Origin of the sequence: Burkholderia sp. WSM2232, from assembly GCF_000472545.1 — a bacterium.
Classification (GTDB): Bacteria; Pseudomonadota; Gammaproteobacteria; order Burkholderiales; family Burkholderiaceae; genus Paraburkholderia.
Genome location: NZ_AWZV01000023.1, coordinates 98,789 through 124,381 on the forward strand (window position 1 = coordinate 98,789; position 25,593 = coordinate 124,381).

Genomic DNA, 25,593 nt, shown 5'->3' on the forward strand with positions numbered 1-25,593 from the left:
CAAGCGCTCAAAGCTGGACGCCGCGTGTGAGCGCGCCGTCGACCACGAAATTCGCCCCGCTCACGAAGCTCGCGGCCGGACTGGCGATGAACGCCACCGCATTGGCAATTTCCTGCGGCCGGCCCATACGGCCGGTCGGGTTCAAGGCAAGCGCGCGCTGGAACAGCGCCGCATCGTTATGCTCGATCCAGTCCCACACGCCGCCCTCGAAATACACGTTGCCCGGCGACACGGTATTCGCGCGAATGCCCTTTGCTGCGAGCTGATTCGCCAGCCCTTGCATGTAGTGAACCAGCGCGGCCTTGAAGACGCCGTACGGGCCCGCGGCGAAGTCGATTTCACGCGCCGACACGCTCGATATCGCCACGATCGACGCAGCCGCGCTCGCCTCCAGAAACGGCATGGCCGCATCGACCAGATTGACGGTACCGAGAAGATCCGTCTCGAACTCCTTGCGCCACGATTCGGTGTCGTTGCCGATGGCGAGCGCGCTCACGTTGGCCACCACGATATCGAGGCCGCCCCACTCGTCGCCGACGCGGGCGACCCACGCCTTTAGCGCGGCGCCGTCCGACACGTCGACGGCTGTGCCCGACGCGCGTGCGCCGCTCAGTTCAGCGAGTGCGCTCGCGGTCGATTGCACAGCCAGCTCGTCGCGCGCACAGATGGCGACGTCCGCGCCTTCCGCAGCGAGTGTCCGCGCAATCGCAAGACCGATACCCTTGGTGCCGCCGGTCACGATCGCCCTCAAGCCTTTCATTTGCAGGTCCATGTTCGCCGCTCCTGTGCGTGTCGATCAGAAAACGTATGAAGGGGTGCTCAGTCCTGCTCCCGCCCTTCCCCGGATGTCATGCCGCGCGCGATCTGCAACACCTCTCCCGCCTGAATGACGGAGTGACAGATATCGTCAATGGTCACGCGCTTTTCCATCGCCTGAGCGCGCAGAATGTCGTATGCCTCGCGCTCGCTCACGCGATGCATGGTCATCAGAATGTTCTTTGCGTCCTGCAGGTGCCGGCTGTCGAGCAGCTTCTGTTCGAGCTTGGCGATACGCTGCGCATGCTGACGCGAACGCTTCGCGTGATACAACGCCATCACCACGGTCGCCAGCAGCCCCGACGCCCGGATCGGCGTTGTCACAATGCCGTCGGCACCGAGCTTGATGGCCTGATCGATGAAGGTCGGGTTCTCGTAGGCGACCACGCAGATAACGGGCGGCGCATCGGGCCCCGACCATTCGCCGCTCGGCGCGCGCTCCTCGGGTAACAGCGCGCGAAACACCAGGTCGACGCGCTCGGGCAGCGTGTCCATTGGCGGCCAGCATCGCTCTACCTGAAAGCCCATACGCCGCAGATGGTTCGCGAGCGTTTGCCCGTCATCGTCGTCCGGATGAAAAACGACCACGCGCGCGTTACGCTCGAGAATCGAACTGGTGAGGCTGCGTTGGCCTCTGCCCGGATGCGCGCTCACGTCAATAATCCCGCGTGCTCAGCTTCGTGACCCAGTCCCCGAGCATCTGACGCGTCATGTACGGGTCGGGGCCGACGGCAAACTTGGATTCGCGCAGGATCGTGAACTGACCGTCCGCATTGGCGCGGCCGATGCGCGGATAAAGCGCCATATGGTGATTCACGGGGTCGATGCGCACGCGGCCTTGCGGCGCGCTGAATTCCGAGCCCAGAAGATGCGGCATGATGGTCGCAAGCTCGTCGGAGCCTGCGCGCGCGAATGCTTCGGCGAACATGTGCATCTGATAATACGCAGCCTCCCAGTTCATGTCCGTGGGTATGTCCGTGCCGTAGCGCGACTGATGATGCGCAACCGCGCGATGATTCGCTTCGGTGTCGATACTCTGGAAATACGGGGCTGCCGTGATGTGCCCCGCCGCAATGCCGCGCTCCATTGCATGAATTTCGGTCTCCGAGGTATTGAGGCTGCCGATGGGTATTCTGGCCGGATCGAAGCCCGCGTGTGCATAGGCGTCGTAGAGATACGGCACGGTCTTGCCTATCACCGTGCAGAAAATCCAGTCCGGCGACTTGCGCCGGATATCGGCGACGACCTGCGCAAACTGATCGCGCGTCGCGTCTAGCGGCAGATAACGCTCACCGAGAATGGCGCCCTCCGGGTGCTGCAGGATCAGTTCCTGCATGGTCCGATTGCATTCGTATGGATAGACATAGCTGGAGCCGACGAAGTAGACCCGGGCGCCAAAGGTTTCCGTCATGAAGTCCGCGAGCTGCACCCCGTTCTGATTCGGCGATGCGCCGCTGTAAATGATGTTGTCGGAGTACTCGAAGCCCTCGTACATCTGCGCGTAGATGAGAAGTCTGTTGTGCTTTTCGACAATGGGCAGCATCGCCTTGCGGCTAGTCGAGGTATAGCCGCCAAAAATGGTGTTGACGCCGTCTTTCACGATCAGCCGCTCGGCGAGTTCGCGAAACGCGGCGGGGTCGGAGCCGGGGTCGTAATGGAGCGCGACGAGTTCCCGTCCGTCAATACCGCCGCGCGCGTTGATCTCCTCGATGGCGAGGCAAGCGCCGCGCCATTGAGATTGCTCGAGCAACCCGGTGGAACCGCTCGTCGAGCACAGCAGGCCCACTCGGATGGTATCGGACAAAGCCATTTAGTCACACGCTCACGGATATGCGCGAAGCGGTGCGCTTCGCGCTTGGGTCGATTCTTTTGATTGATGCTTCCGGCAAGCCTTTCGCCGGGGCACTGCGTTACTTGAGGTAGTGCTTGGCGACCATAGCGCCGACCGTATACTTTGGATCGACAAAATTGCCGAGTCGAACTTTGCCCACCTGACTCAGCATCATGTAGGCATCCCATTTGTCGAAGCCGTATTCGGCGGCCATCCACAACACCAGTTCGCGATAGGCGATGCGGGTGGCGTCTTCCAGTGGCCGTGCGCTGCCGATGCTCATCAGCGCGTCCTCGTTTTCGAGTCGCGGCCAGTCGATTTGCCATTTCTTGATGAGATCGACGCGCACGGTCGTCGTGCTTTGATACTCGACGGCCGTGCCGCACACCTCGCCGTCGCCCTGACAGGCATGCGCGTCGCCGATGAAAAGGCGCCCGCCGGGCGAGCGCACCGGCAGATACGTGATGCTGCCCGGCCCCATGTCCGGCACGTCCATGTTGCCGCCGTGGTTGTCGGGCGTGAGCGAATTGATTGAATCGATCTCCGGCGAGAGGCTGAGCGTGCCGATATGCGGCTTATAAGGCAGCGTATTGCGCTTGCTCCAGTACACGTTCTCTTCGTCGATCTTGATCTTGCGCACGACTTCCGGCAATGGCTCGTTGAGCAAGGCCGTATAGTCGGTGCCGGTCAGCCCGCCGAAGTTCGGAATCATGCAGCAAAAGCCGTGCGGATCGTCGCCGCGCGGCGCCATTTTTTCGATGTACACGGCGACCACGTCGCCCTTCTGCGCGCCCTCGATCATGATCGGCCCATTCTGCGGATTGAGAAATGGGACCTGCAGCACCTGCGACGGCTTGTCGGTCTCTTCCTTGATCTTGCCCTCGAACGCATCGCGCGTTTCCACCACTATCCGATCGCCGGGCTTCACGTGCAGCACCGGCTGCGAATAGGGGCCGATGGTGTAGTGATACGTTTTCTGCAACTCTTCCGTGAGATGGTGTTCCACCGGTTCCCGACCGGCACCCACACCGCGCCTCATCATGATCGAATCTTCAAGCCATTTCATGTTCCGCTCTCCGTCACAGCGCCAGATACTGGCGAATCAGTTGCTCATCCCCGAGTTGCGCGGGACTCAATGTGTCGACAATCCGGCCTTTGTCCATCACGCAGCAGCGTGTCGCGATCCGTTCGACCATGCCCATGTCCTGCTCGACGAGCACGACGCCGATACCGGTTTCGCGTGCGATCTGCTGCAACGTCTCGCCGATCAGATCGACGATGGAAGGCTGGATGCCTTCAGACGGTTCGTCGAGCAGCAGCACCTTGGGCGCGCTAACGAGGGCGCGTGCAATGGCCAGTTGCTGCTGTTCGCCGCCGCTCATGGTTCCCGCCTTTTGCGCATAGCGTTGCTTCAGAACAGGAAAGTAGCCGACGACCTGCTCTCTCATGCGCCCCGCCTGCGCGCGATTCGCCTGCGCGCCGACCTGAAGGTTTTCGGCCACCGTCAACGCGCCGAAAATCTCGCGGCCCTGCGGCACATAGCCCATGCCTTTCTGCGCGCGAACGTAGGGTTTCTCATGACCGATTGCTTCGCCGTCCAGTCTGATCTCGCCGTTGTCGAGCCTGACCAGTCCGATGAGCGTGCGCATCAACGTCGTCTTGCCGACGCCGTTGCGGCCGATCAGCGCGAGCACCTCGCCTCGCGCGACGCGCACCGACACGCCGTTGAGCACGCGGCCGCCGCCGTATCCCGATTCCACGCCTGAAACGTCGAGCAACACGCTCATTTCTTCTTCCCCAGATAGACTTCGGCGACATCGTCGCGCGCGAGAATCTCGTCGAGCGGTCCGTCCGCGAGCAGGCTTCCGCCATGCAACACCGTCACCCGCGAGGCGATCTGCCTGACGAAGGTCATGTCGTGCTCGACCACCATCATCGTAAGGCCGGCGTCCGAGAGACGCTTGATGAGCTCGCCCGTTGCATGCGTTTCTTCCACCGACATCCCCGCCACCGGTTCGTCCAGAAACAGCAGTTTCGGACGCAGCGAGACGGCCATCGCGATCTCGAGCCACTGTTTCTTGCCGTGCGACAGGTTGCGCGCGAGCACGTTCTCTTCGTTTGCCAGCATGAAGCGCTGCAGCAGCTCATCGAGGCTTTCAGGACGATCGTCCTTCGCGCGATGCAGCGACAGCTTCAGGTGCTGGCGCACGCTCAGGTCCGGAAATACGCCGGGAATCTGAAACTTGATGCTCATGCCCATGCGGATGCGCTCGTGCGGCAGCACGTGGCTCATGTCCTCGCCGAGAAATATGACACTGCCTTCCGAAGGACGATGCTCGCCGGTGATGAGTTTGAAGAACGTGCTCTTGCCCGCGCCGTTCGGGCCGATCACGCAGCGTATCTCGCCCGCCTCGATTTTGAAGTCGATGCCGTTGATGACGTGCGCGCCGCCAAAGTGCTTCTTGAGTCCGCGCGTTTCCAGCAGCGTCGTCATGACTTGCCCTCCTCTTGCTTCAGGCATGCAGTACGCTGGTGCGCCCCATCGCGTGCAGGGCCCGACAGACGTTTCAGTTGCCGCGTGACGAATGGCAGCAGGCCCTCGGGCGCGGCCAGCACGACGATCAGCAGGATCGCGCCGAGCAGGATCAACGCATACTGGCTGCCGTACACGGCGAGATTCTGCGAGAGCCAGACCAGCAGCGCGGTGCCGAAAATCGTGCCGCCAATGGTCTTTCTGCCGGAGGTCGCGACCCAGATCACGGGCATCGCGGCCGCGGTGAGGCCCATTGTGGACGGCGTGATGTAGGACCCCCAGATCGTGTAGAGAGCACCCGAGAGGCCGCCCAGCGTGCAACCGAGCACGAACACCAGCAACTGGTGTCGGCGAATATCGACGCCCAGCATCTCAGCGCGTTGCGGATTCTCGCGGATGGCGATGAGCGTGAGACCGAAGGTGCCGTCGAGCAGTCTGCGCATGACGGCATAGACCACGATCAGCAGGGCCAGCACGAGGTAATAGAAGCTTGCGTTCTCCAGTGTCAGCGGCCCGCCCGGCCAGGGAATCGTCAATGGCGCCATGCCGCCCATGCCGTTGTAGCCGTTCAGCCGCGCCTCGCCGATCGCCCATTGCGGCCCCGCCGTCTGCGACATGAACGTTTCGAGCACCAGCGTGACCGACAGCGTGACGATGCCGATGAACACGCCCTTGATGCCGCCATAGAAAATCATGTAGCCGATCAGCGCGGCGACCACGACGCTCACCATGAGTCCCACGCCCAGACCGAGCCAGGACTCGAACCACATGTCGCCGTAGTTCAGCGTGAAGATGCCATAGCTATAGCCGGACAGTCCGAAGAACGCGGTCTGTCCGAACGACAGGATGCCGCCATAGCCCCACATCGCAGCGAGGCCGACGGCGCCGAAGGCCCATAAAAGGCAGTACGCGAGGTTGCCGCTCGTATTTGCGTCGACGATGAGCGGCAGACACAGCGCCACAAGCCACGGGGCGGCATGCAGCGCGCGTGACGTGCCGCTTTTGCGGGCCAGATGCGAAGACATGTTCGATTGCGTCACATCTGCCTCCTAGCGCAAGCGTGTGAAGAGATTGCCGAGGCCTTGCGGCAGCAGGCGGATGACGACGATGACCGTCACCAGCAAGCCGATCTGCCCGAACAACTGCCCATAAGAGGCCGTTAGCGCCGTCTGGATAATGGCGAGCACGCCGGCGGCCGGCGTTGTCCCCGCAATTACGTTCGCGCCTCCAACGACCACTGAAACGAATGCCTGCACGATAAAGTTGCTGCCCATTGTCGGAACCGCCGTCATGGTCGGGGCATACAGCGCGCCCGTGAGACCCGCCAGTCCCGCGCCGAGAGCGAAGGTCAGCGTATAGAGCCTGTCGGTACGCAAGCCGAGGCATTGGGCGATGTTCGCGTTCTGGATCGTTGCGCGTGCACAGACGCCATAGTTCGTCCTGAAGAACAGCAGATAGAGACCGAACAGAATCGCCAGCGCGATGAGCGGCAGCAACGCGCGATACGTCGAGAACGAATAGTCGCCGACCGAGAACGAACCGAACGGCGTGCCGATCCCTTCCATCGACGGCCCCGCGACCAGCAGCATGGTCTGCTGCACGATCAGGCTGATTGCCCACGTCGCCACGACGGAATCGAACAGACGGTTGTAGAGATGACGAATCACGAGCCGTTCGATGATCACGCCGGCAAGCGCTGCCGCGATCGCGCCGAGCAGCATGGCGAGCGGCAGCGGCAAGCCGCGCTTCGCCGCGATGATGGTGACGTACGCCCCGCACATGATGAACTCGCCGTGCGCGAGATTGATGACGCCCATCATGCCGAAAATCACCGCAAGACCGAGCGCCGCGAGTACCAGATAAGCGAAGTTGTCGCCGAACTGATAAACGAGCGAATAGAGAACCGATAAAGTGGCCATGCATGCTCCACGGTCAGGAAGCCGGCGTGCGCGCATGCTGCAGGTGTCGGCCGCGCGCCGGCTTCGGATCAGGACTTCTTGGGCAGGTTCGAAGGCGTGTACTGACGGTGATCGGGCTTCTTCGGCAGATCGCAGCCGACCTTGCCGAGCCAGTACGGCTGAACGTCGTCCCAGACCTTCGGAATCTCGACGGAGTGATCTTCCTTCACGTGCACGAGATAGATGGTATGACTCGCGTGATGGCTTTTCGGATCGATGCAGACCTTGCCCTGCGCGCCTACCGTGCAGATGTCGCCGCTTTCCAGCGCTTTGCGCACCGCGTCCTGATTCGTCGACCTGGCCTTTTCAGCGGCGGCCTTGTAGAGATAGATCGCATCGTAAGCATTCGCCGCTTCCTGGTTGATATACGGCTCGTTCGGGAATTTGGCGTGAAAGCGCTTCTTGAAGTCGTTGCTAGCCGGTGAATCGACCTCTTCCACATAATTCGCCGTCACGTACATGTCCTTCAGAGCGGGCGGTTTGAAGCGCTTATGCTCGTACGCCTGACCGACGTTGACCGAACTCGCCATCGGCAGATTCAGATGCGCGGACGCCTGCTGCTCGTAATACGACGCCTGATTCGCGCCGACCAGCAGCGTGACCACGAAGTCGGGCTTCGCCTTCTGGATGTTCTGGATGGTCTGGCCAAACTGCGATACGGATAGCGGAATGAACTCCTCGCCGGCCATCGTGCCGCCGTTCTCCTTCACGATGTTGCGCACCCATTCCGCCGAAATCTGCCCGAAGTTGTAGTCGGCGGCGATGGTGTACACCTTCTTGCCGTATTTCTGCATCATCCATGGAATGAGCGTCGAGAACTGCTGCTCGGGCACCGCGCCGGTCACGAAGGTGTTCGTATCGCACACGCCCCCTTCGTACTGGTTGTCGTACCAGTAAAGCTGATGCGCGCGGTCCATGATCGGTCGGATAGCCTCGCGTGAGGCGCTGGAGAACGCGCCGAAAATCACATCGGGCTTGTCCGTCTGAACGAGACGCCGCGCGAGTTCCTGAAACTTGGTGTTATCCGACTGCGTGTCGTAGGCGATCAGTTGGACGGGGCGTCCCAGAATGCCGCCCTTCGCGTTGATCTCATCCACCGCGAGCTGGGTGGCGTGAATCTTCGGAATGGTTGCCAGCGCGAAGTTTCCGGAAGCGTCCTCCAGCAAACCGATTTTCACGGGATCGGCGGCGCTCGACGCGAGCGAGGTCAATGCAAGTCCTGCGGTGAGGGCGAGACGGATCCAGCCCGACGGCTTCAGCAACATGCGGGTTCTCCAGAGGTAGGCGGCCAAACACGGGAAAAATCTGGACAAAAAAAGCCCCCTGACGAACTGTCAGTTCGTCAGGGGGCTTCTGTGCCGGGTCCCCGGGCGGACATCTTTGTCAGGCCACGAGGGATGGCCCAAGTCTAAAGCGCCGTATTTTTGATTGTCAACAGCGGACAAAAATCCGCAGAAGCGTCCGCTTCCGTATTTCCCGGGCGCGCGCCTCCGGTGCTGCGGCTGCAAGAAGGAGCGCCGTAGCGGCGGACGAAAACCACCACGCCCGACTTTGCGCCACATCGTCTGCGGGCTGCTCAGCTTCGTTGCGTCAGAGAACGTGCGAGTCTATCAGGACGAGTACCGGATTGCGGCGCCTCGTCGAAAGCAGCCGATGTTGCCTGCGCCTGTCGCCGCACGCGAGCTGATCCAATGCGCCACGCCCTCCTTTCAAGCGATGCCTCGGCTGCCCGCTTGCCTCGCTTCGTCATAGGGTCAGCGCATTGATACAACGTTAGTTATCCAGATCATGTTGAAAGCAAGTAGAGCTATCAACGAGTGCGAACAGCCGGCTTTGCAAGCGCGCCCGGCCACCCCCGACTGGCCACCTAAAAATCCCCAAAACCGGTCATTTCCCAAAGCCACCTGCACAGCTAATCTCTGCATCACTGAGTCACTCACTCATTCATCTGCAAGGAAACCGACAATGAAGCTGATGCATGTCGATGCCAGCGCGAAACGGGAGCGGTCCAACTCGCGTGCATTGAGCCGCTACTTTCTTGAATGTCTTCGTGTCGCGCACGCAGCCATTCAGGTCGACTATCTGGATGTTTCAACCGATACGCCGCCGCACGTGGACGAAGCATTCGCGATAGCGACATACGCTGCGCCGCATGAGCGCACGCCGGCTATGAGAGCGCGGCTCGCGGCCTCCGATGCGCTGTGCAGTCGCGTGCTTGCCGCCGATGCACTGGTATTGGCCATGCCCATGTACAACTGGTCGATGCCATCCGCATTCAAGGCGTTCGTCGACAGCATCTCGCGCACCGGCGTGACGTACACGCATGCGGACGACGGCAGCATCGTCGGCCAGCTCGCGGGCAAGAAAGTGCTGTTCATTACGAGCCGCGGCGCCGATCTGCGGCCGGGCTCGCCGTACGAGTCCATGGATGCGCTCACGCCCGCGCTCAAAGCCGCGTTCGGTTTTCTCGGCGTGAAGAACCCGACTTTCGTCGACGCACAGCCACTGCAGTTCGCGAACCAGCAAGCGCGCGCCGAAGCGCTCGAACGGGCGCGTGCCGAATTGGCGTTGATCGCGCTCGATTGGGCCAACGCGGCGCGTAACGCGGGCGACGGGCAAGTCACGTGCGCCGCGCACTATGGAAACCTCGACCCGGAGATCGCACAATGAAACTGCACACACTGATGGTTGCCGCAACGCTTACGGGCGCAGCCATGCTCGCCACACCGCCATTCGCATGGGCCGCCGATGCAGCCGCCCACGAGACCGTTACGCCCGCCTTCGCCGAAGCCATTGCAAATGTGCCCGGCAAAAAGATGACCGCACTCGTGGTGGACTATGCACCAGGCGGCAAATCTTCGCCGCATCGGCACGGGCAGGCGTTCGTGGTGGCTTACGTGTTATCCGGCTCGATTCGCAGCGGTGTCGACGGTGGGGAGCCGCGCGTCTTTCATGCGGGCGAGCACTGGGTGGAAAAACCGGGCGCGCATCATACGGTTAGCGAGAACGCAAGCGCCACGGAGCCGGCGAGGCTTCTCGCCATCTTTGTGGCGGACAGGAACGACAACAAGCTCGTAACCTTCGACCACCAGTAGACGCCCCGCTTCTTTCAGATGGATTCGGCTTCGCTGTTACGCCATGCCTTTTCCGCTTCTCCGGCTTTTCTTGCTAGAACTTCGGATGGCATTCGAAGTTCACCGAAGAAGCGTGTGTAGTCAGCACGGCCACCCCGCTCACCGATTCTTCGTTGATGCTGCTCTGCATACCGAGGCGCTCGCAGTAATCGCGCGCCTCGTTCAGCGCTTCTCCATGCGCGCGGGCCCAGGCCATGCGCCCGCCTGCGGCATGTGCGGCGACCGTGTAGGTGCCGGGTTTATCGGTAGCGACGACATGGGTCGACGTTGCGCAGCCGGCAAGCAAGCCGCCTGCCGCGAGCACCGCAATGGCGAGGCGCGCCCAATCGCGAAGCTTGTTCAACATGATGCACCTGAGTGTTCTGATCGTTCCGTGCATGACCGCCGGGTGCGGTCTTGCTGGTCACATTGGTTGGCAATATTTCGAATCGGATTATCGCGAATCTGCCGCGCGAGATCAGCCTCACCGGTCGAAAACACTGTTGCCGCTGTCCGAACAATCGTCCGCGCACAGGCACCCCGGGCGCGCCGCCCCTGCGTGCATTGGCGTGCGGGAACTGTTTAAAGCACTTCCCCATTCATGGTCCAGCGACTAGTCTTTAACGGCATCTTCTGAACCATCCGGACCATGAACTGGAGGAGACATCGATGGAACTCGAAACACGTACCATGAAACGTGTAACGGTTCGGCTCGTGCCGTTCCTGATCGTCTGTTATTTCATCGCCTATCTGGACCGCGTAAACGTCGGCTTTGCGGCGCTGCAGATGAACAAGGCGCTCGGCCTGTCCGCGAGTGCATTCGGCTTTGGCGCAGGGATTTTCTTTATCGCGTACTTCTTCTTCGAAGTGCCGTCCAATCTTCTGCTCGAGAAGTTCGGCGCACGCCGCTGGATTGCGAGAATCATGTTCACGTGGGGCGTGCTGGCGGGCGCAATGGCGTATATCCCACATATCGCGCAATACACGGGGCTTTCGGCCGCGCATGTTTTTTATGGCTTGCGCATTCTGCTGGGCGTGGCCGAGGCGGGGTTCTTTCCCGGCGTCATTTTTCTGCTCACATTGTGGTTTCCCGCAGCGTATCGCGGCCGCGTCGTCGGCTATTTCATGGCGGCCATTCCGCTCTCCACGGTGATAGGCGGGCCGATCTCGGGTGCCCTGCTCTCCATGGACGGCTTCGGCGGCCTCGCCGGCTGGCAGTGGGTCTATCTGATCGAAGCGCTGCCCGCCCTGCTGCTGGCATTCGCGGTGTGGTTCTACCTGACCGACAAGCCGGCCGATGCCACTTGGCTTGCCGCCGACGAACGCACGTGGCTAGTCGCGCGGCAGCAGCAGGAACGCGAACATCGCGAGGCCGTGCGTGCCTTCAGCGTGAAGGAAGCGCTGTTCAATCCGCGTGTGCTCGCCATCGCCCTGATCTACTTCGGTGCGAATGCAACCAACTACGGCCTGAGTTTCTTCCTGCCGCAGATTGTGAAGTCCTTCGGCCTGACCAATCTGCAGACAGGCTTTGTCACGTCGTTGCCGTATATCGTCGGCGTGATCAGCATGGTGCTGTGGGGGCGTCATTCCGACCGCAAGCTCGAACGCAAACGCCATGTGGCCTTTGCATTGACGGTGGCGGCGGCCGGCATCGCGGCGTCGGCGGGGCTGGATAATCCGGTGGAAAAAATGATTGCGCTGTCGATTGCGGGCTTCGGTATTTTCGGCTGCCTGCCCGTCATCTGGACGCTGCCGGCGGCGTTTCTGTCGGGCGCCGCGGCTGCGGGCGGCATCGCTGCGATCAATTCGCTCGGCAATCTGGCGGGATTCTTCGGACCTTACGCGATGGGCTGGATCAAGGACAGCACCGGCGGTTTCGGCGCGGGCCTTTTGTGCCTGGCAGGCGCGGGACTGGTCGGCGCCGCGGCCGCCCTGCTACTGCATCATGACGTCTCGCTCGAGACCTCGGCGGGTGCGGCAAGGCGCGAGGACATGGCGCGGCCGAGCGTGGCGGAGTATTGAACGGCGCGGGTGCACAGGTGCACAGGTGCACAGGTGCACAGGTGCTGAGGGCGCTGAACGCCCGATGAAAGCGGACTCAGCGCCTGCTTAAAGCCTGCTTGAAGCCAACGTTAGGTCTGGTCAAGCCGAGGTCAGGGGGCAACTTGAGGCCAGCTCGAAGCGAACGCAAAGCACGCTTCAAGCCGACCAAGAGCGAACTAAGAGCCACCTCCAAACCCAACCCAAGGCGAAACCAAGGCGAAACCAAAGCCCACTCCAAGCCCACCCAAAGCACGGTCAAAGCACGGTCAAAGCACGGTCAAAGCACGGGTCAAAGCATGCTCCAAGCATGCTCCACGCCCACTCAAACACGGGTCAAAGCACGCTCAAACCCAGTCCGGCGCGCTCAAGGCGCGTTACCCGCCCTGCCGGCCTGACCGTCGACGCCCGCTGCGTCCGGCGGCATGACATCATCGGGCGTCGGCGTCGGCGCCGATGCGGCCGTGCCGGCGCCGCGCGCCTCGCCGTGAACGGGATCGCCGGGCTGTGCCGGACCTGAAGCGCTGCCAGGCGCCGTAAGCAGCGGCGGCAGCGCCCGCGATTCTTCGGCCGCCACGCCCGATGCGCCCGCCGCTCCCACCGCTTCCGACGCCCCACCAGCCAACGCGGACGCCGGCGCCCCTTCAGCCGCAGCCGCAGCCGAAGCAGAAGCCGAAGCCGAAGCCGAAGCCGCAGACGATGCCACCTCGACCGGCTCACGCCGCGTCACACCGCGCGCCGCGACGGGCGCTTGCGGCCTCGTCGGCGACGGCGTCGACGCAAACAAGTGCTCGAACCACGCGCGCAGCCGCTCGGTGCGCTCGGCAAACCAGCCCGGCTGCTGCTCAGTGGCGAATTTCACACGCGTATCGACAAGTTTCGAGCGCTGCGCGCGCTGAAAGAAATCGCCGACGATAGGCAGCGCGCTATGCGCCCCCTGCCCCCAGTAGTCGCTGCGCAGGGTCACGCGGCTGTCGTTGAAACCGACCCACGCTCCCGCCACCAGTTGCGGATGGATCAGGATGAACCAGCCGTCCGCGTTGCCCTGCGTGGTGCCGGTCTTGCCGGCCACGTCGCCGCGCACGCCGAAGCGGCTACGTATAGCCGAGCCGGTGCCGCGATTGACCACGTCGCGCATCACGTCGACCAGCGTGCGGGCTGCGTCGGCAGGCAGTTCCTGTTGTGGCGGCACCGACGCGAAGTCGGCCAGCACTTCGCCGTTGCGGTCCTCGATACGCGTGACCATTACCGGCTCCACGTAGCCGCCCAGGTTGGCAATCGTGCCGTACGCCGACACCATTTCCTTCAGCGTGACGGGGCTCGTGCCCAACGCGAGCGAAGGCACGGCCTCGAGCGGACTGTCGCGCACGCCCATTGCGCGCGCGAGCCGCGCGACCTTGGTCGGACCGACCGTTTGCATCAGTTGCGCGGTGATGCGGTTGCGCGAATACGCGAGAGCGTCGCGCAGCGTGATGGGCCGCTCGCTGGGGTCGTCTTCGTCACCCGGACGCCAGACTTCGCCGCCTGCCAGTTGAATTTCGACAGGCTGATCCAGCAGCGTGTCGGACGGCTTTGCGCCCGCCGCGAAGGCCGCCGCGTAGACGAACGGCTTGAATGTCGAGCCCGGCTGACGCCGCGCCTGCTGCACGTGATCGAACGGATCCTGGCTGAAATCGCGGCTGCCTACCCACGCCTTGATCTGGCCGTTGCGCGGGTCCATCGCGAGAAAATCGGCCTGCACGCGCGTTTTCGATTCGCACACCGACTGCACGAGGCTGTGGTTTGCCGACACGCGCTTGAGCGCGTCGTCGTCGGAGAGTCCGGCGTCTTTCGCTGCGCGGTAGTCGGGAGTTTCGCGCAAGAAGGTCGAGAGCAGCTCCTTGCCGTTCGAACAACCGGCGCGGCTGCCCCACGCCGCGTTCGCAATGCCTTGCAACTCGTTGCCCTGCAGAATCACCGCCTGCGTGGCCATGGTTTGCAGACGCGAATCGATCGTCGTGCGCACCACGAGGCCGTCGGAATAGATGTTGTAATCGTTACGGTCGGCCCACGCCGCGAGCCACTTGCGCAATTGCTGCGAGAAATGCGGCGCGGGTCCAGGCGGCTCGGTCTGCCGTTCGAAGTCGATTCGTAACGGTTTTTTTCGCAGCGTTTCGTACGCGGCGGGCGTGAGCTTGCCGAACTTCACCATCTGGCCGAGCACCGTATTGCGCCGCTGCAAGGCGCGCTCCGGGTTAAGCACCGGGTTGTAATAACTGTTGCCCTTCAGCATGCCGGCGAGCGTCGCGCTTTCGAGCACGTTCAGCTTCGACGCGGACTTGTCGAAATACGTGCGTGCCGCCATCTCGATGCCGTAGGCGTTGTAGAGGAACGGCACCGTGTTGAGGTAGGTCTCGAGAATCTCGTCCTTGGTGTAGAGCGCCTCGATCTTGAAAGCCGTGATCGCTTCCTTGAGCTTCCTCGTGAGCGTCGGGGCGCGGCCGATTTCGTCGGGATACAGGTTGCGCGCGAGCTGCTGCGTGATCGTGGAGCCGCCCTGGCGGTCGCCGGAAAACGTGTGCAGCGCGGCGGATGCAGTGCGCCGCCAGTCGAGCCCGAAATGCTGATAGAAGCGGTGATCTTCGGTGGCGATCAGTGCGTTCACCACGTTCGGCGAGATGTCCGCAAGCTTGACCCACTCGCGGTTGGACGGCTTGAACTCGGCAAGCAGCTTGCCGTCCGCCGAGAGAATGCGGGCGGGCTGTTCGACCTTCGCCTTGCGGATATCGCCGATACCGGGCGTGAACGGAATCAGGATCAGCACATACAGCACGACGAGCACCGGCAGCGCCGCGCACGCCTTCAGAAGGCCGCGCCGCGTCGGATGGCGCACGTGCCACAGCGCCCCGGCCACGAGCGGGTTCGCGCGGGTCAGACCTCGGTCGAGTGTCTCGAGAAACAGGGAGAAAAGGCGCTTCACACTGGCTACCGTCGGCGGGAAAAGGCTGAATCGTACCAAGATGCGTGGCGCGAGCCGATTTTTATGCCGCCGGGATACGCTTGCCGCTTTGCGTCGCTCGTTGGCACCCGGCGGCCGGCTTGCTGCGCCTCTTGCCGGTCGCCGGCCGCTGTCGCTTGCTGTCGCTTACTGCTGCTTGCTGCTGCCGTCCCGCGTGCCGTGCCGCAGCCGGCGCGGCCCACTATAATGTCGCGAATTCCGACAAGAGGTGCTTCATGATCATCAAACCGCGCGTGCGTGGCTTTATCTGCGTCTCCACCCATCCGACGGGCTGCGAGGCCAACGTCAAGGAACAGATCGACTACGTCAAGGCACGCGGCCCTATCGCCAACGGTCCGAAGAAAGTGCTCGTGATCGGCGCATCCACCGGCTATGGACTTGCCGCGCGCATCAGCGCGGCATTCGGCTGCGGCGCGGCCACGCTCGGCGTGTTCTTCGAGCGCGGCGGCAGCGAAACCAAGTCCGGCACGGCCGGCTGGTACAACAGCGCGGCATTCGAGAAATTCGCCAGCGCCGAAGGTTTGTACGCAAGCAGCATCAACGGCGACGCGTTTTCCGACGAAGTCAAGGCGCGCACCGTCGAGATCATCAAGCGCGATCTCGGCCAGGTGGACCTCGTGGTGTACAGCCTTGCCGCGCCCAAGCGCACGCATCCGAAAACCGGCGAGGTGTTCACGTCCACGCTCAAGCCGGTGGGCCGTGCCGTCACGCTGCGCGGCATCGACACAGACAAGGAAGTGATCAAGGAAACGGTGCTCGAACCGGCCACGCAAACCGAGATCGACCACACGGTCGCGGTAATGGGCGGCGAAGACTGGCAGATGTGGATCGACGCGCTGCTGGAGGCCGGCGTGCTGGCGGACGGCGCGAAGACCACCGCGTTCACCTACCTCGGCGAGAAGATCACGCACGACATCTACTGGAACGGCTCGATCGGCGCGGCCAAGAAGGATCTCGACCAGAAAGTGCTCGGCATCCGCGAAAAGCTTGCGGCGAAGGGCGGCGACGCGCGCGTTTCGGTGCTGAAGGCGGTCGTCACGCAGGCGAGTTCCGCGATCCCGATGATGCCGCTGTACCTGTCGCTGCTCTTCAAGGTGATGAAGGAGAAAGGCACGCACGAAGGCTGCATCGAGCAGGTGTATGGGCTCCTGAAGGACAGCATGTACGGGACGGCGCCGCACATCGACGACGAAGGCCGTTTGCGCGCGGACTACAAGGAACTGGACCCCGAGGTGCAGCAGCGCGTGGAAGCGCTGTGGAGTCAGGTGACGAACGACAACATCTACGAGCTTACCGATTTCGCCGGGTACAAGACGGATTTTCTGCGTCTGTTCGGGTTCGAAATCGCGGGTGTCGACTACGAGGCCGACGTCAATCCGGACGTGCAGATTCCGCGGCTCGTTCAGGTCTGAGCGTTCTGTCTGTGTTCCGTCTGTGTTCCATCCGGTCTACGGGTTTTTGCTGAGGTTTGCTGGGCGGTTTTACGGGTGTTTGCGCTTCCGCGCGCTTTCTCCCGCTTTCTCCCGCTTTCTCCCGCTGAGGCGCGTTTCCGCCCGCCTTCTCCCATTCCCGCGTGTTATGCAGACGCCCGGGCGGTTGCGCCTGCCGTCCTGAGGTTCGATCGGCGCCACCGGCCACCACCGGTTGGGCGGAGCGTTCGCCAGGGTACGCCCGGGAATTGCCGCTGACGAATTCTGCGTGATATTGTTAATCCATGCGGAGGACGGCCGCACGCCGCCTCCCCCGGAAAGCACTTTACTGCAGCGAGCGTCGCCATGAGTGATGTACGCCACCACCTGAGTCCGCGGGACCGCCTCGAGCTGTTGTGCTGGCTCACGTGCGGCAGTCTCGGCGCTTACTACCTCAACGAGGACTGGCCAGACGCGGCGTTCCACGTGCAGGCCGCGCACAAATGGCTGGACCGCCGCGCGCGGGAGGCCGACTGGCTCTCCATCGCAAAGCTCTCCGCAACGGCGCTGGAAATTGCTCGCCGGCACGCGCGTTTTGTCGACACCGACTGGGCGCGCGACGCCGTCGAGGAAATTCTCGATACCGACGAACTCGATCCGCAGGCACGGCTCGNCCGCCAGGTTCTGGCGGACTGCGAGCGGGCGCTGGCTGACCGGCGCACCGCGGACTGATTCCCGGGCGTAGGCAGCGGCGCGATTCCCGCCAACGACGCGAGCGGCATTGCACAACGCATGCGGGTCGTCGGCGCTGCACTCAGCGTACACATCCGCTCATTGCCGGCTCGGCATGCGCCTATTTCCGCTCGGGCGCGCGGCCCTTCATGAAGCGCGCGCCGGAGAGAATCAACAGAGCGATGAGCACGCTCAGAATCGCCGTGGCCTCGCGCCCCAGCCCCGCCGCGACCCCGACGCCCGCGCTCAGCCACAGGCTCGCGGCCGTGGTGAGCCCGCGCACCTCGCGCTGCTCGCTGAGTTTGATGACGGCACCCGCGCCGAGAAAGCCGATGCCCGACACGAGCCCCTGCAGCACGCGGCTCATGTTGTCCTGTGAAAAACCGGCTTGCAGCGGCACCACGACGAACAGCGCGGCGCCTACGGCGACCATCATGTGCGTGCGCATGCCGGCATCGCGCCGCGAGATCTCGCGCTCAAAGCCGATCACACCGCCGAGCACGAGGGCGAGACCCAGACGCATCAGTACCTGCGTGACATCCGCGGTGCTGCCCAGGTCTGAGAATTCGCCTTTCACCGTTTGCCAGACAGTTGCCCACACCGCTTGCGATCCGCTCATCATGTGCCCGACCCGACGTTTGCGAAAACGCCAAGCATAGCCGGGATGAAGTCTCGTGGGCAGACCGTGCAGCTAGCCCGCGACAAAAGATAGATGCAAAGCGCTTGCGGCGAGGGCCGTGGCCCGCGGGTCAGACAGACGCGGTCTTCTTCACGAAAGCACTGACCACCGCCTCGAGTTCCTTCGTAATCGAGGTCATCACGCCGGCAACCACCGCGAATTCGCGGCCCGTCACGTTGGTACGGCTCGCCACGATCTGACCGTTGAAGGACACGATATGCGCCTCCTTCGCGATCGATTTGATCCGTTCGATCAGTTGCTGCTGTTCCCTTTTTTGCATGCGTGCAATGCGCCGGCTCTCCTGTTCGTAGACTGCCGTCACCGCATGCAGATCGTTGAGCAACGGATCGGCCGAAGCGATCAGCAGCTCGACGGCTTGCCCGGCGTGCGCAGCGTTGCGTGCAATCGCATCGAGCGCCGCACTGGCGAGAGCAATGAAATCGGCGATTTTCTTCGCGACGTGGCTATTGCCACTGCTGTTGCGCCTGTCGTCGTCTTTTCCATGGAACGCCTCGCGCAACGCCGGCGAAAAGAGCCCGGGCAAACCGTCGCGGCCTTGCACGAGCGCTGCGTGACTGTCCGCGAACATTCTCAGCGTATCTCGCGCGACTGCCAGCGCGCCTTGGCCCTTCCCTTCACCCTCGCCTTCGCGCAGTGCAAGCATCGCCTTGAAAACGATACGTTGGGACAGCATCCGTTGGCGACCGGCAATGTTGATCAACGAGCTCAATACCTCGTTAGATACCTCGGTTTCCGCTGTATCGGAACGCACTGCCTGAATCCGTTCTATCGTGGTGACCATATCGACTTCTGAAGATCCAGGTCGGCGGGCCGCGTCCGCACGTTTCTCGTTGTGCACTGACGACGCGGCCGCTGCTGCACTACTCTATTGCCCAACGCCGGGCATTGCCTGCCGGCGCATTGCGTTATTCCGTTGCGTGCGCATGCAGTGCGGCCGACTGCATCGACCACGCCATCCACGGACGGCGCAGCGCAACGATTGCGACGAACGCACATGCAGCAAGCGCACCGAACGTCGCAAAGCCCATCTGGTACGATCCGGTGCTCTCTTTCGCAATGCCCATCACCACCGGCAGATAGAAACCGCCGATGCCGCCCGCCGCCCCGACGATGCCCGACATCAAGCCGGTGCGGCCCGCCCAGCGATGCGGCACGAGCTGGAAGGTCGCGCCATTGCCGAGCCCGAACGCCACATACAGGCCGACCAGCAGCGCAATGCCGCCCGCCAGCGTCGGCATGACTGCCGCGAACACGAAGTCGCACAGCGAGATAGCCGCGAGCAGCACGGTCAGTGCGCGCACGCCGGAGACCTTGTCGGCAATCAGGCCGCCGAGCGGACGCACCAGTGCGCCAGTCGCCGCGAGCAGCGCCATGAAGAGCCCCGCGTCGATCTTGGAAAGCTGATAGAGGTTCGTGAGCAGCAGCGAAACATACGAGGACATGCCGACGAAACCGCCGAACGTGATGCTGTACACCAGCATGATGACCCACGTGTCGCGCTCGGCGAGCACCGCGCGATACCGCTTGGGCAGCACTGCGATGGCAAGCAGCGCGCCGATCACCGGCAACAGCAGCACGCCGGTCTTGCCCGCGCCGAAAATGCCTGCCTCGACAAGCAGCACCAGCACGATCAGGCCGACGAGCGTTACCACGAAGCTGCCGAACGCGCGCAGCACACTGCCGGTTTTCACGCCCGCGTCGTTCGCCCAGAAATACAGCGTGATTCCGGCGATCACGAGCAGCGGCAATGCACCGCCCGTTGCGACCTGCCAGCCGTAGTGCGTGGCGAGTTGCGGAAACAGAAAGCCGTCGAGCACCGCGCCGATGTTGCCCGCCGCCGCGAGCCCAAGCACGAGGCCCTGCACCTTCGGCGGATAGTTGCTGCCTGCCATCGGCAGCGCCACCGCAAAGCTCGCACCACCCACGCCCAGAAATACGCCGAGCACCAGCAGCAACGTGTACGACGGAACGAACGGCAGCACCGGCAACACGATGGTCGGCACCGCCGAGAGCAGCACGCCGAGCAACGCAATGCGCTTGCCGTGCGCCGACTGATAGAGGTTGCCGAGCGTCACGCGCAGAATTGCTGCGGAGAGCACCGGCACGGCGACGAGCAGCCCCTGTTGCGCGGGCGTCATCGCAATGCTCTTGCTGATGAACGGCGCGAGCGGGCCGTACAGAACCCACACGGTAAAGCCGGTATCGAAATAGAGGAAACACGCCACCAGCGCGCGCCAGTCTCCGCTCTTAAGCGAACTCATCACGTTTTTCATCAGACATCCTCACTAAACTGTTTTCCGATCACCCGACTCGCCGCATGCATCGCCACGCACCGGAATGATTACTTTGTTGGACCCCGCGCTGTTAATGCAACGTCCATGCCATGCGGGTCGTTCTCGCTGCCGAACTGCATACTCCATCAAGCCTGCAATCGATCACTTCGCGCAGCGCGTCAATAAACGTCGCGTGCGTAGCGCTTTTCCTGCGCGAGACGGCTCACGTATTCGGCGGCTTTCTCGTCGCTCATCGCGCCGTGCCTGGCGACCACGTCCCTGAGCGCAGCGTCGACATCGCGCGCCATGCGGCTCGCGTCGCCGCATACGTAGAAGTGCGCGCCCCCTTCGAGCCACGCCCACAGTTGTGCGCCGTGCTCGCGCATGCGGTCCTGCACGTAGACTTTCTGCGCCTGGTCACGCGAGAACGCGACATCGAGACGGGTCAGCACACCGCTGTCGCGCAGCGCCTCGAGTTCGTCGCGATAGTAGAAATCGGTGGCCGCATGCTGCTCCCCGAAGAAAAGCCAGTTGCGTCCCTTGTCGCCGCGTGCACGCCGCTCGTGCAGGAAGCCGCGAAACGGTGCAACGCCGGTGCCGGGGCCGACCATGATCATCGGCGTGTCCGATTGATGAGGAAGACGAAAGTGTGCGGACTTCTGCACGAACACCGGTACGTTCACGTCGCCGGCGCGGTCCGCGAGAAAAGTCGACGACACGCCTTTGCGATGGCGCCGTCCGTTGTTGTAGCGCACAGCCGCCACCGTCAGATGAACCTCGCTCGGATGAGCTTTCGGGCTTGATGCAATCGAATAGAGGCGCGGCTGCAACCGCTTGAGCATGCCGGTCAATTCCGCCGCGGTGAGCTTGACGGGAAACTCGTGCAGCACGTCGGCGAGCTGCTGTCCCCATAGCCACTGCTTGAGGTCGGTCTTGCGTTCGGGCGCGAGCAGATCGCGCAATGCACCGTTGCTGGTGCGTGACGCGATGAAGGCGAGCGCATCCGGATTGGGGCGGGCAATCTCATAGTGCTTGCCGAGTGCATCCGCAAGCCGCATTTCGCCGGCACCCGCGACGTGCACGGGCGCATCGGCGGACACGCCCGCGAGTTCAAGCAGCTCGTCGACCAGTTCCGGGCAATTGCTCGGCCACACGCCCAGAGCGTCGCCGGCTTCGTATTCGAGCCCGGAGTCGCCGGTGGCAAGCGAGAAGTAGCGCGTGTCCTTCGCCGCGCCCTGCTGGTTCAGGCGCAGATTCGCGACGAGCCGCGAGGCGGCCGGTCGCGTCTTGGTCGGCACGGCGCCGGGCACCACCGCGTTGATCATGCCCTCGGGCGGCACCGCGTGCAGCGCGGCATCTTCTTCCTTGATGCGCACGATCACGCGCTCGAGCCACGCGTCCGCGGTTTCCTGATACTCGCCGTCGCAATCGACGCGGTCCATCAGACGCATGGCGCCTTGCGCAGCGAAACGTTCGTCCAGTTGCCTGCCGTGTCCGCAGAACTGGTCGTAGTTGCGATCGCCGAGCGCGAGCACGGCGAAACGCACGCCTTCGAGACGCGGCGCATGCTCGCCACGCAGCTGCGTCCAGAAGCCTTGCGCGTTATCGGGTGGATCGCCGTCGCCGAACGTGCTCGTCATCAGCAAAACGTATTGCGCCTTGACAAGCGCCGACATCGCGTAATCGGCCATGCAGGAGGTGCGAATTTCAAAGCCCGATTCCATCAGACGCGTCGCGTAACGCTCGGTGAGGGACTCCGTGTTGCCGGTTTGCGATGCCCATAGCAGCGTGACCTTGGGACGCATACGCACGATCCGCACCCCGGCCTCGCGCGGCTCGGCCAGCGTGTTATGAGACGCCGCATGCGGCGCGGCCTGAGTGTTTGCACTGCGGCTGTAGAGGCCGGCAAGCAGACCATCCACGTATAGCCGGTTGGCGGCCCGGATGGGCGCCGCGCCCGGCAACACCGGAACGGCACCGAAGCCTTGGGTTGCCGCCGAACGCAGCCCGTTCACGAAGCCCGCAAGGTAGGTGCGTTCGCTCTCGTCGAATGAAGGCGTGGGCGTCGGCGGCAATTGCAGAAGGCTCGTGAATGCGTCGATAAGCGGCACGTTTGCCTCGCTCGCGTTTGCCGTGGCTTCTGTGCCCGCCACGCCGCTCCCGGTGCTCACGGTGCTCGCCGCGCTCGCGAGGCCGTGTGCCGTCGCGGCGGCGACCGAGCTTTCGGAGAGCGCCGCGGTGTCGTCGTCGGGAACGGATTGCATCGTGTCGACCTCCACGCGGCTCAGAGAGACTGCGCAAAATTTCAGTTCAGGTTGCTGCGAAACAGGATCGATGGCGTCGCTCGTCACTGCGTTGATGCACAGGTCGTCGCCGAACACATCGTTCCAGTGCATCGGTGCAAAGCAGTTGCCCGCGCTCACGCGATCGCTCACCAGCGCAGGCAGGACCGCACGGCCACGGCGCGAACGCACTTCGACAGCGTCCTTCGGCTGGATGCCGAGCGTGGCCGCGTCTTGCGGATGTATCTCCACAAATGGCCCTGGGTTCAGCTTGTTGAGCATGGCCACCTTGCCGGTCTTCGTCATGGTGTGCCATTGGTGTTGCAGGCGGCCGGTGTTCAGCACGATCGGAAACTCGCGGTCGGGCGACTCGGCCGGCGCCGCGAAGGCGCGCGCGAAGAACGTTGCACGGCCACTCGGCGTCGGAAACACGAGCCGCGCGCGCTTGCCGCCGGTTTGCCTGAGCGGCTGATTCACGCCGCCGTTGAGGTAGCGAATCGGGTTGCGCACGGCGCCATCGCCGGACGCGAGCGGCCATTGCAGCGGCGTTTCCCTCAGTCGCCGATGACTCGCGCCGCGCAGGTCGTAACCGGTTTTCGGATTCGACGCGCGGGTAATCTCGGCGAACACTTCTTCGGCGCTCGCATAGCTGAACGCCTCGGCAAAGCCCATTTCGCAGGCAATACGCGCGATGATCTGCCAGTCCGGCAACGCAGAGCCTGGCGGCTCGATGCCCTTTTGCATCAGCGTGAGATTGCGCTCAGAGTTGATCATCACGCCTTCGGCTTCGGCCCACAGCGCGCCCGGCAACAGCACGTCTGCGTAGCGGTTGGTCTCCGTGTCGAGAAACGCGTCCTGAGAAATCACGAGCTCGGCCGCGCTCAAACCGGCAATCGCGTTCTGCCGGTTGGCGACACTCGCCACCGGATTCGTGCAGATGATCCAGCATGCCTTGATCTCGCCGGTCGCCATGCGCGCGAACATGTCGATGGTGCCGTTGCCCACTTCGGTGCGCAGCGTGCCCTTCGGAACGCCCCACAGGTCTTCGATAAACGCGCGGTCTTCGTCGACCAGCACCGAGCGCTGGCCCGGCAAACCAGGCCCCATGTAGCCCATTTCGCGGCCACCCATTGCATTGGGCTGCCCCGTCAGAGAAAACGGGCCGCTGCCGCGGCGGCAGATCCTGCCCGTCGCCAGATGCAGGTTGCAGATCGCGTTGGTGTGCCACGTGCCATGCGTGCTCTGATTCAGGCCCATGGTCCAGCAGCTCATCCATTCGCGAGCCATGCCGATCATCTGCGCGGCGCGGCGAATGTCGTCCGCGGAAAGCCCGGTGATGTGGGCGACGTTCTCGGGCGTGTAGTCGGCGAGAAACGCGGGCATCGCGTCCCAGCCAGCGGTGTGCTCGTCGATAAAAGCGCTATCCGTATGACCGTTTTCGTGCAGCAGATGCAGCAGGCCATTGAGTAACGCGAGGTCGGTGCCAGGCCGGATCTGCATGAACAGGTCTGCTTTCTCCGCGGTCGCATTGCGGCGCGGATCGACGACGATCAGCTTTGCGCCGGCCTTCACGCGGTCCATCATGCGCAGGAACAGAATCGGGTGGCAGTCCGCCATGTTCGCGCCGATCACGAAGAACAGGTCGGCGTGGTCGATATCGTCGTACGATCCAGGCGGCCCGTCGGCGCCGAGCGAAAGCTTGTAGCCGCTGCCCGCGCTCGCCATGCACAGGCGCGAGTTCGATTCGATGTTGTTGGTGCGTACGAAGCCCTTGGCGAGCTTGTTCACCAGATACTGCGCCTCGATCGACATCTGCCCCGACACATAGAACGACAACGCGTCGGGTCCGTGTTCGTCGAGGAGCTTGCGCAAGCGCGCTGCCGTGTCGGTGATCGCCTGTGCCATCGGCAGCGGCGCCGGGTCCTGGCCGCGCGCATGCCGCACGAACGCGCCCTCGAGCCGGCCCGACTTGCGCAGCGCGACGTGTGCCGACTGTCCTTTGGTACAGAGCCGCCCGAAATTCGCGGGGTGCTCCTTGTCCCCGGAAATCTTGACGACCTGCCCGTCCTCGACGTGCAGCACCATGCCACAGCCAACGCCGCAGTACGGGCACACGGTTTTCACATTAGTCGAAGACATGGCGGATAACGTCGTTCAAGGAGTCAAGGGAACGCGGGCAAAAGAAGCGCGCAACTCAAACGGCGACCCACACCTGGCCGTTTTCGACACGCGCGGGAAATGCGCTCACCGAATTCGCCGGTGTTTCCAGGCACTCGCCCGTGCGCAGGTCGAAGTGATGCTTGTAGATCGGCGAGGCCACCACGACGCGCTCGCCGAGGCTGCCGATCAGGCCGCGCGACAGCACCGCCGCGCGCGAACCCGGATCGAAGTTTTCAATCGCGTAGACGGCGGCATTGTCGTCGTCCGTGGTCACGTGAAAGACTGCAACCTGTTCGCCTTTGACGAGCGCGCAAACGCCCGTGTTGGGCAGAATGTCGTCGAGCGTGCAAACGGGCGTCCAGGTTTGTGGCAAGCGGTCGTTACTCATGGCGGGGCTCCTTTCCAATAACGCTTAAAATCACACTGTTTCCACTACGACAGGAATGGCAGCAAGCTTCGACTGACGCTCGTCCGGCGTCGCCGGCCGGATCTGTCCGCGCTCCTTCACGAAGCTCACCGTGCTGTCCGCTGCGTCGCTGTTGACGAAGTGACGGAAGCGCTTGCGCGTTTCGGGATCGCTCACTGCCTTCTTCCACTCGCATTCGTACGTATCGATCACGCGCTGCATGTCCGCTTCGAGTTCCGCGGCGACTTCGAGCCTGTCATGCACCACCACGTCGATCAGATACTGCAGACCGCCCTCCAGACTTTCGCGCCACACGCTCGTGCGTTGCAGACGGTCCGCCGT

General features: G+C 63.2%; 21 protein-coding genes and 1 pseudogene. 5 read left to right on the forward strand and 17 right to left on the reverse strand.

Annotation, left to right across the window (positions count from 1 at the left end):
* Window positions 1-7: 7 nt before the first annotated feature.
* The 9 genes from F757_RS0121180 to F757_RS0121220 all read right to left on the reverse strand — a co-directional run bounded on the left by F757_RS0121180 (window position 8) and on the right by F757_RS0121220 (window position 8,403).
* On the reverse strand, window positions 8-772 hold the full coding sequence (locus F757_RS0121180; RefSeq protein WP_027213141.1) for an SDR family NAD(P)-dependent oxidoreductase: 765 nt from the start codon (window positions 770-772) through the stop codon (window positions 8-10).
* Between the two features lie 47 nt (window positions 773-819).
* A complete protein-coding gene (locus F757_RS0121185; RefSeq protein WP_027213142.1) occupies window positions 820-1,470 on the reverse strand; it encodes an ANTAR domain-containing response regulator in 651 nt (216 codons plus the stop codon).
* Between the two features lies 1 nt (window position 1,471).
* The gene (locus tag F757_RS0121190) at window positions 1,472-2,626 is read right to left on the reverse strand and encodes a transporter substrate-binding domain-containing protein (protein WP_027213143.1); all 1,155 of its coding nucleotides are present in this window, start codon (window positions 2,624-2,626) and stop codon (window positions 1,472-1,474) included.
* Window positions 2,627-2,726: 100 nt separating this feature from the next.
* A complete protein-coding gene (locus F757_RS0121195; RefSeq protein ID WP_027213144.1) occupies window positions 2,727-3,713 on the reverse strand; it encodes an acetamidase/formamidase family protein in 987 nt (328 codons plus the stop codon).
* Between the two features lie 13 nt (window positions 3,714-3,726).
* Window positions 3,727-4,434, reverse strand: a complete 708-nt coding sequence (locus F757_RS0121200) for an ABC transporter ATP-binding protein (RefSeq protein WP_027213145.1) — start codon at window positions 4,432-4,434, stop codon at window positions 3,727-3,729.
* Complete coding sequence (locus F757_RS0121205; RefSeq protein WP_027213146.1) at window positions 4,431-5,141, reverse strand: ABC transporter ATP-binding protein; 711 nt, start codon at window positions 5,139-5,141, stop codon at window positions 4,431-4,433. The genes F757_RS0121200 and F757_RS0121205 overlap by 4 nt, the downstream gene beginning before the upstream one ends.
* Complete coding sequence (locus tag F757_RS0121210; protein ID WP_156923687.1) at window positions 5,138-6,205, reverse strand: ABC transporter permease subunit; 1,068 nt, start codon at window positions 6,203-6,205, stop codon at window positions 5,138-5,140. Before F757_RS0121210 ends, F757_RS0121205 begins: the two co-directional genes overlap by 4 nt.
* Window positions 6,206-6,229: 24 nt before the next feature.
* A complete protein-coding gene (locus F757_RS0121215) occupies window positions 6,230-7,099 on the reverse strand; it encodes an ABC transporter permease subunit (protein WP_027213148.1) in 870 nt (289 codons plus the stop codon).
* Between the two features lie 68 nt (window positions 7,100-7,167).
* Window positions 7,168-8,403 carry an urea ABC transporter substrate-binding protein gene (locus tag F757_RS0121220; protein WP_027213149.1) on the reverse strand — a complete coding sequence of 412 codons (1,236 nt, stop codon included), beginning with the start codon at window positions 8,401-8,403 and terminating at the stop codon, window positions 7,168-7,170.
* A gap of 700 nt (window positions 8,404-9,103) precedes the next feature.
* Between F757_RS0121220 and F757_RS0121225 the strand changes: the two genes are divergently transcribed.
* Window positions 9,104-9,808 carry an FMN-dependent NADH-azoreductase gene (locus F757_RS0121225; protein ID WP_027213150.1) on the forward strand — a complete coding sequence of 235 codons (705 nt, stop codon included), beginning with the start codon at window positions 9,104-9,106 and terminating at the stop codon, window positions 9,806-9,808.
* Window positions 9,805-10,233 carry a cupin domain-containing protein gene (locus F757_RS0121230; protein ID WP_027213151.1) on the forward strand — a complete coding sequence of 143 codons (429 nt, stop codon included), beginning with the start codon at window positions 9,805-9,807 and terminating at the stop codon, window positions 10,231-10,233. The genes F757_RS0121225 and F757_RS0121230 overlap by 4 nt, the downstream gene beginning before the upstream one ends.
* Before the next feature lie 73 nt (window positions 10,234-10,306).
* On the opposite strand, the gene F757_RS0121235 is transcribed toward F757_RS0121230, so the two are convergent.
* A complete protein-coding gene (locus tag F757_RS0121235) occupies window positions 10,307-10,618 on the reverse strand; it encodes a hypothetical protein (protein WP_027213152.1) in 312 nt (103 codons plus the stop codon).
* Between the two features lie 302 nt (window positions 10,619-10,920).
* Between F757_RS0121235 and F757_RS0121240 the strand changes: the two genes are divergently transcribed.
* Window positions 10,921-12,273 (forward strand): MFS transporter, encoded by a 1,353-nt coding sequence (locus F757_RS0121240; protein ID WP_027213153.1) that lies wholly within the window; start codon window positions 10,921-10,923, stop codon window positions 12,271-12,273.
* A 385-nt stretch (window positions 12,274-12,658) separates the two neighbouring features.
* Here F757_RS0121240 and F757_RS0121245 read toward each other — a convergent pair whose 3' ends face one another.
* Window positions 12,659-15,250, reverse strand: a complete 2,592-nt coding sequence (locus F757_RS0121245) for a penicillin-binding protein 1A (RefSeq protein WP_035467286.1) — start codon at window positions 15,248-15,250, stop codon at window positions 12,659-12,661.
* 254 nt (window positions 15,251-15,504) lie between these two features.
* On the opposite strand from F757_RS0121245, the gene fabV reads away from it, so the two are divergent.
* Together fabV and F757_RS0121255 are read left to right on the forward strand one after the other, a co-directional pair.
* Entirely contained in the window at window positions 15,505-16,701 is a 1,197-nt protein-coding gene (gene fabV / locus F757_RS0121250; protein ID WP_027213155.1) for an enoyl-ACP reductase FabV, read from the forward strand.
* Window positions 16,702-17,064: 363 nt separating this feature from the next.
* A complete protein-coding gene (locus F757_RS0121255) occupies window positions 17,065-17,430 on the forward strand; it encodes a hypothetical protein (protein WP_027213156.1) in 366 nt (121 codons plus the stop codon).
* Window positions 17,431-17,551: 121 nt separating this feature from the next.
* On the opposite strand, the gene F757_RS0121260 is transcribed toward F757_RS0121255, so the two are convergent.
* The 6 genes and pseudogenes from F757_RS0121260 to F757_RS0121285 form a co-directional block, all read right to left on the reverse strand.
* Window positions 17,552-18,052 carry an MgtC/SapB family protein gene (locus F757_RS0121260; RefSeq protein WP_027213157.1) on the reverse strand — a complete coding sequence of 167 codons (501 nt, stop codon included), beginning with the start codon at window positions 18,050-18,052 and terminating at the stop codon, window positions 17,552-17,554.
* A 127-nt stretch (window positions 18,053-18,179) separates the two neighbouring features.
* Entirely contained in the window at window positions 18,180-18,911 is a 732-nt protein-coding gene (locus tag F757_RS0121265) for a type IV pili methyl-accepting chemotaxis transducer N-terminal domain-containing protein (protein ID WP_027213158.1), read from the reverse strand.
* A 124-nt stretch (window positions 18,912-19,035) separates the two neighbouring features.
* Window positions 19,036-20,403 carry an MFS transporter gene (locus F757_RS0121270; RefSeq protein WP_027213159.1) on the reverse strand — a complete coding sequence of 456 codons (1,368 nt, stop codon included), beginning with the start codon at window positions 20,401-20,403 and terminating at the stop codon, window positions 19,036-19,038.
* 179 nt (window positions 20,404-20,582) lie between these two features.
* Complete coding sequence (locus F757_RS0121275; protein ID WP_027213160.1) at window positions 20,583-24,824, reverse strand: sulfite reductase subunit alpha; 4,242 nt, start codon at window positions 24,822-24,824, stop codon at window positions 20,583-20,585.
* Between the two features lie 55 nt (window positions 24,825-24,879).
* Complete coding sequence (gene nirD, locus F757_RS0121280) at window positions 24,880-25,233, reverse strand: nitrite reductase small subunit NirD (RefSeq protein WP_027213161.1); 354 nt, start codon at window positions 25,231-25,233, stop codon at window positions 24,880-24,882.
* Between the two features lie 30 nt (window positions 25,234-25,263).
* Window positions 25,264-25,593 (reverse strand): annotated as a pseudogene (locus F757_RS0121285) (nitrite reductase (NAD(P)H)); the annotation flags it as partial.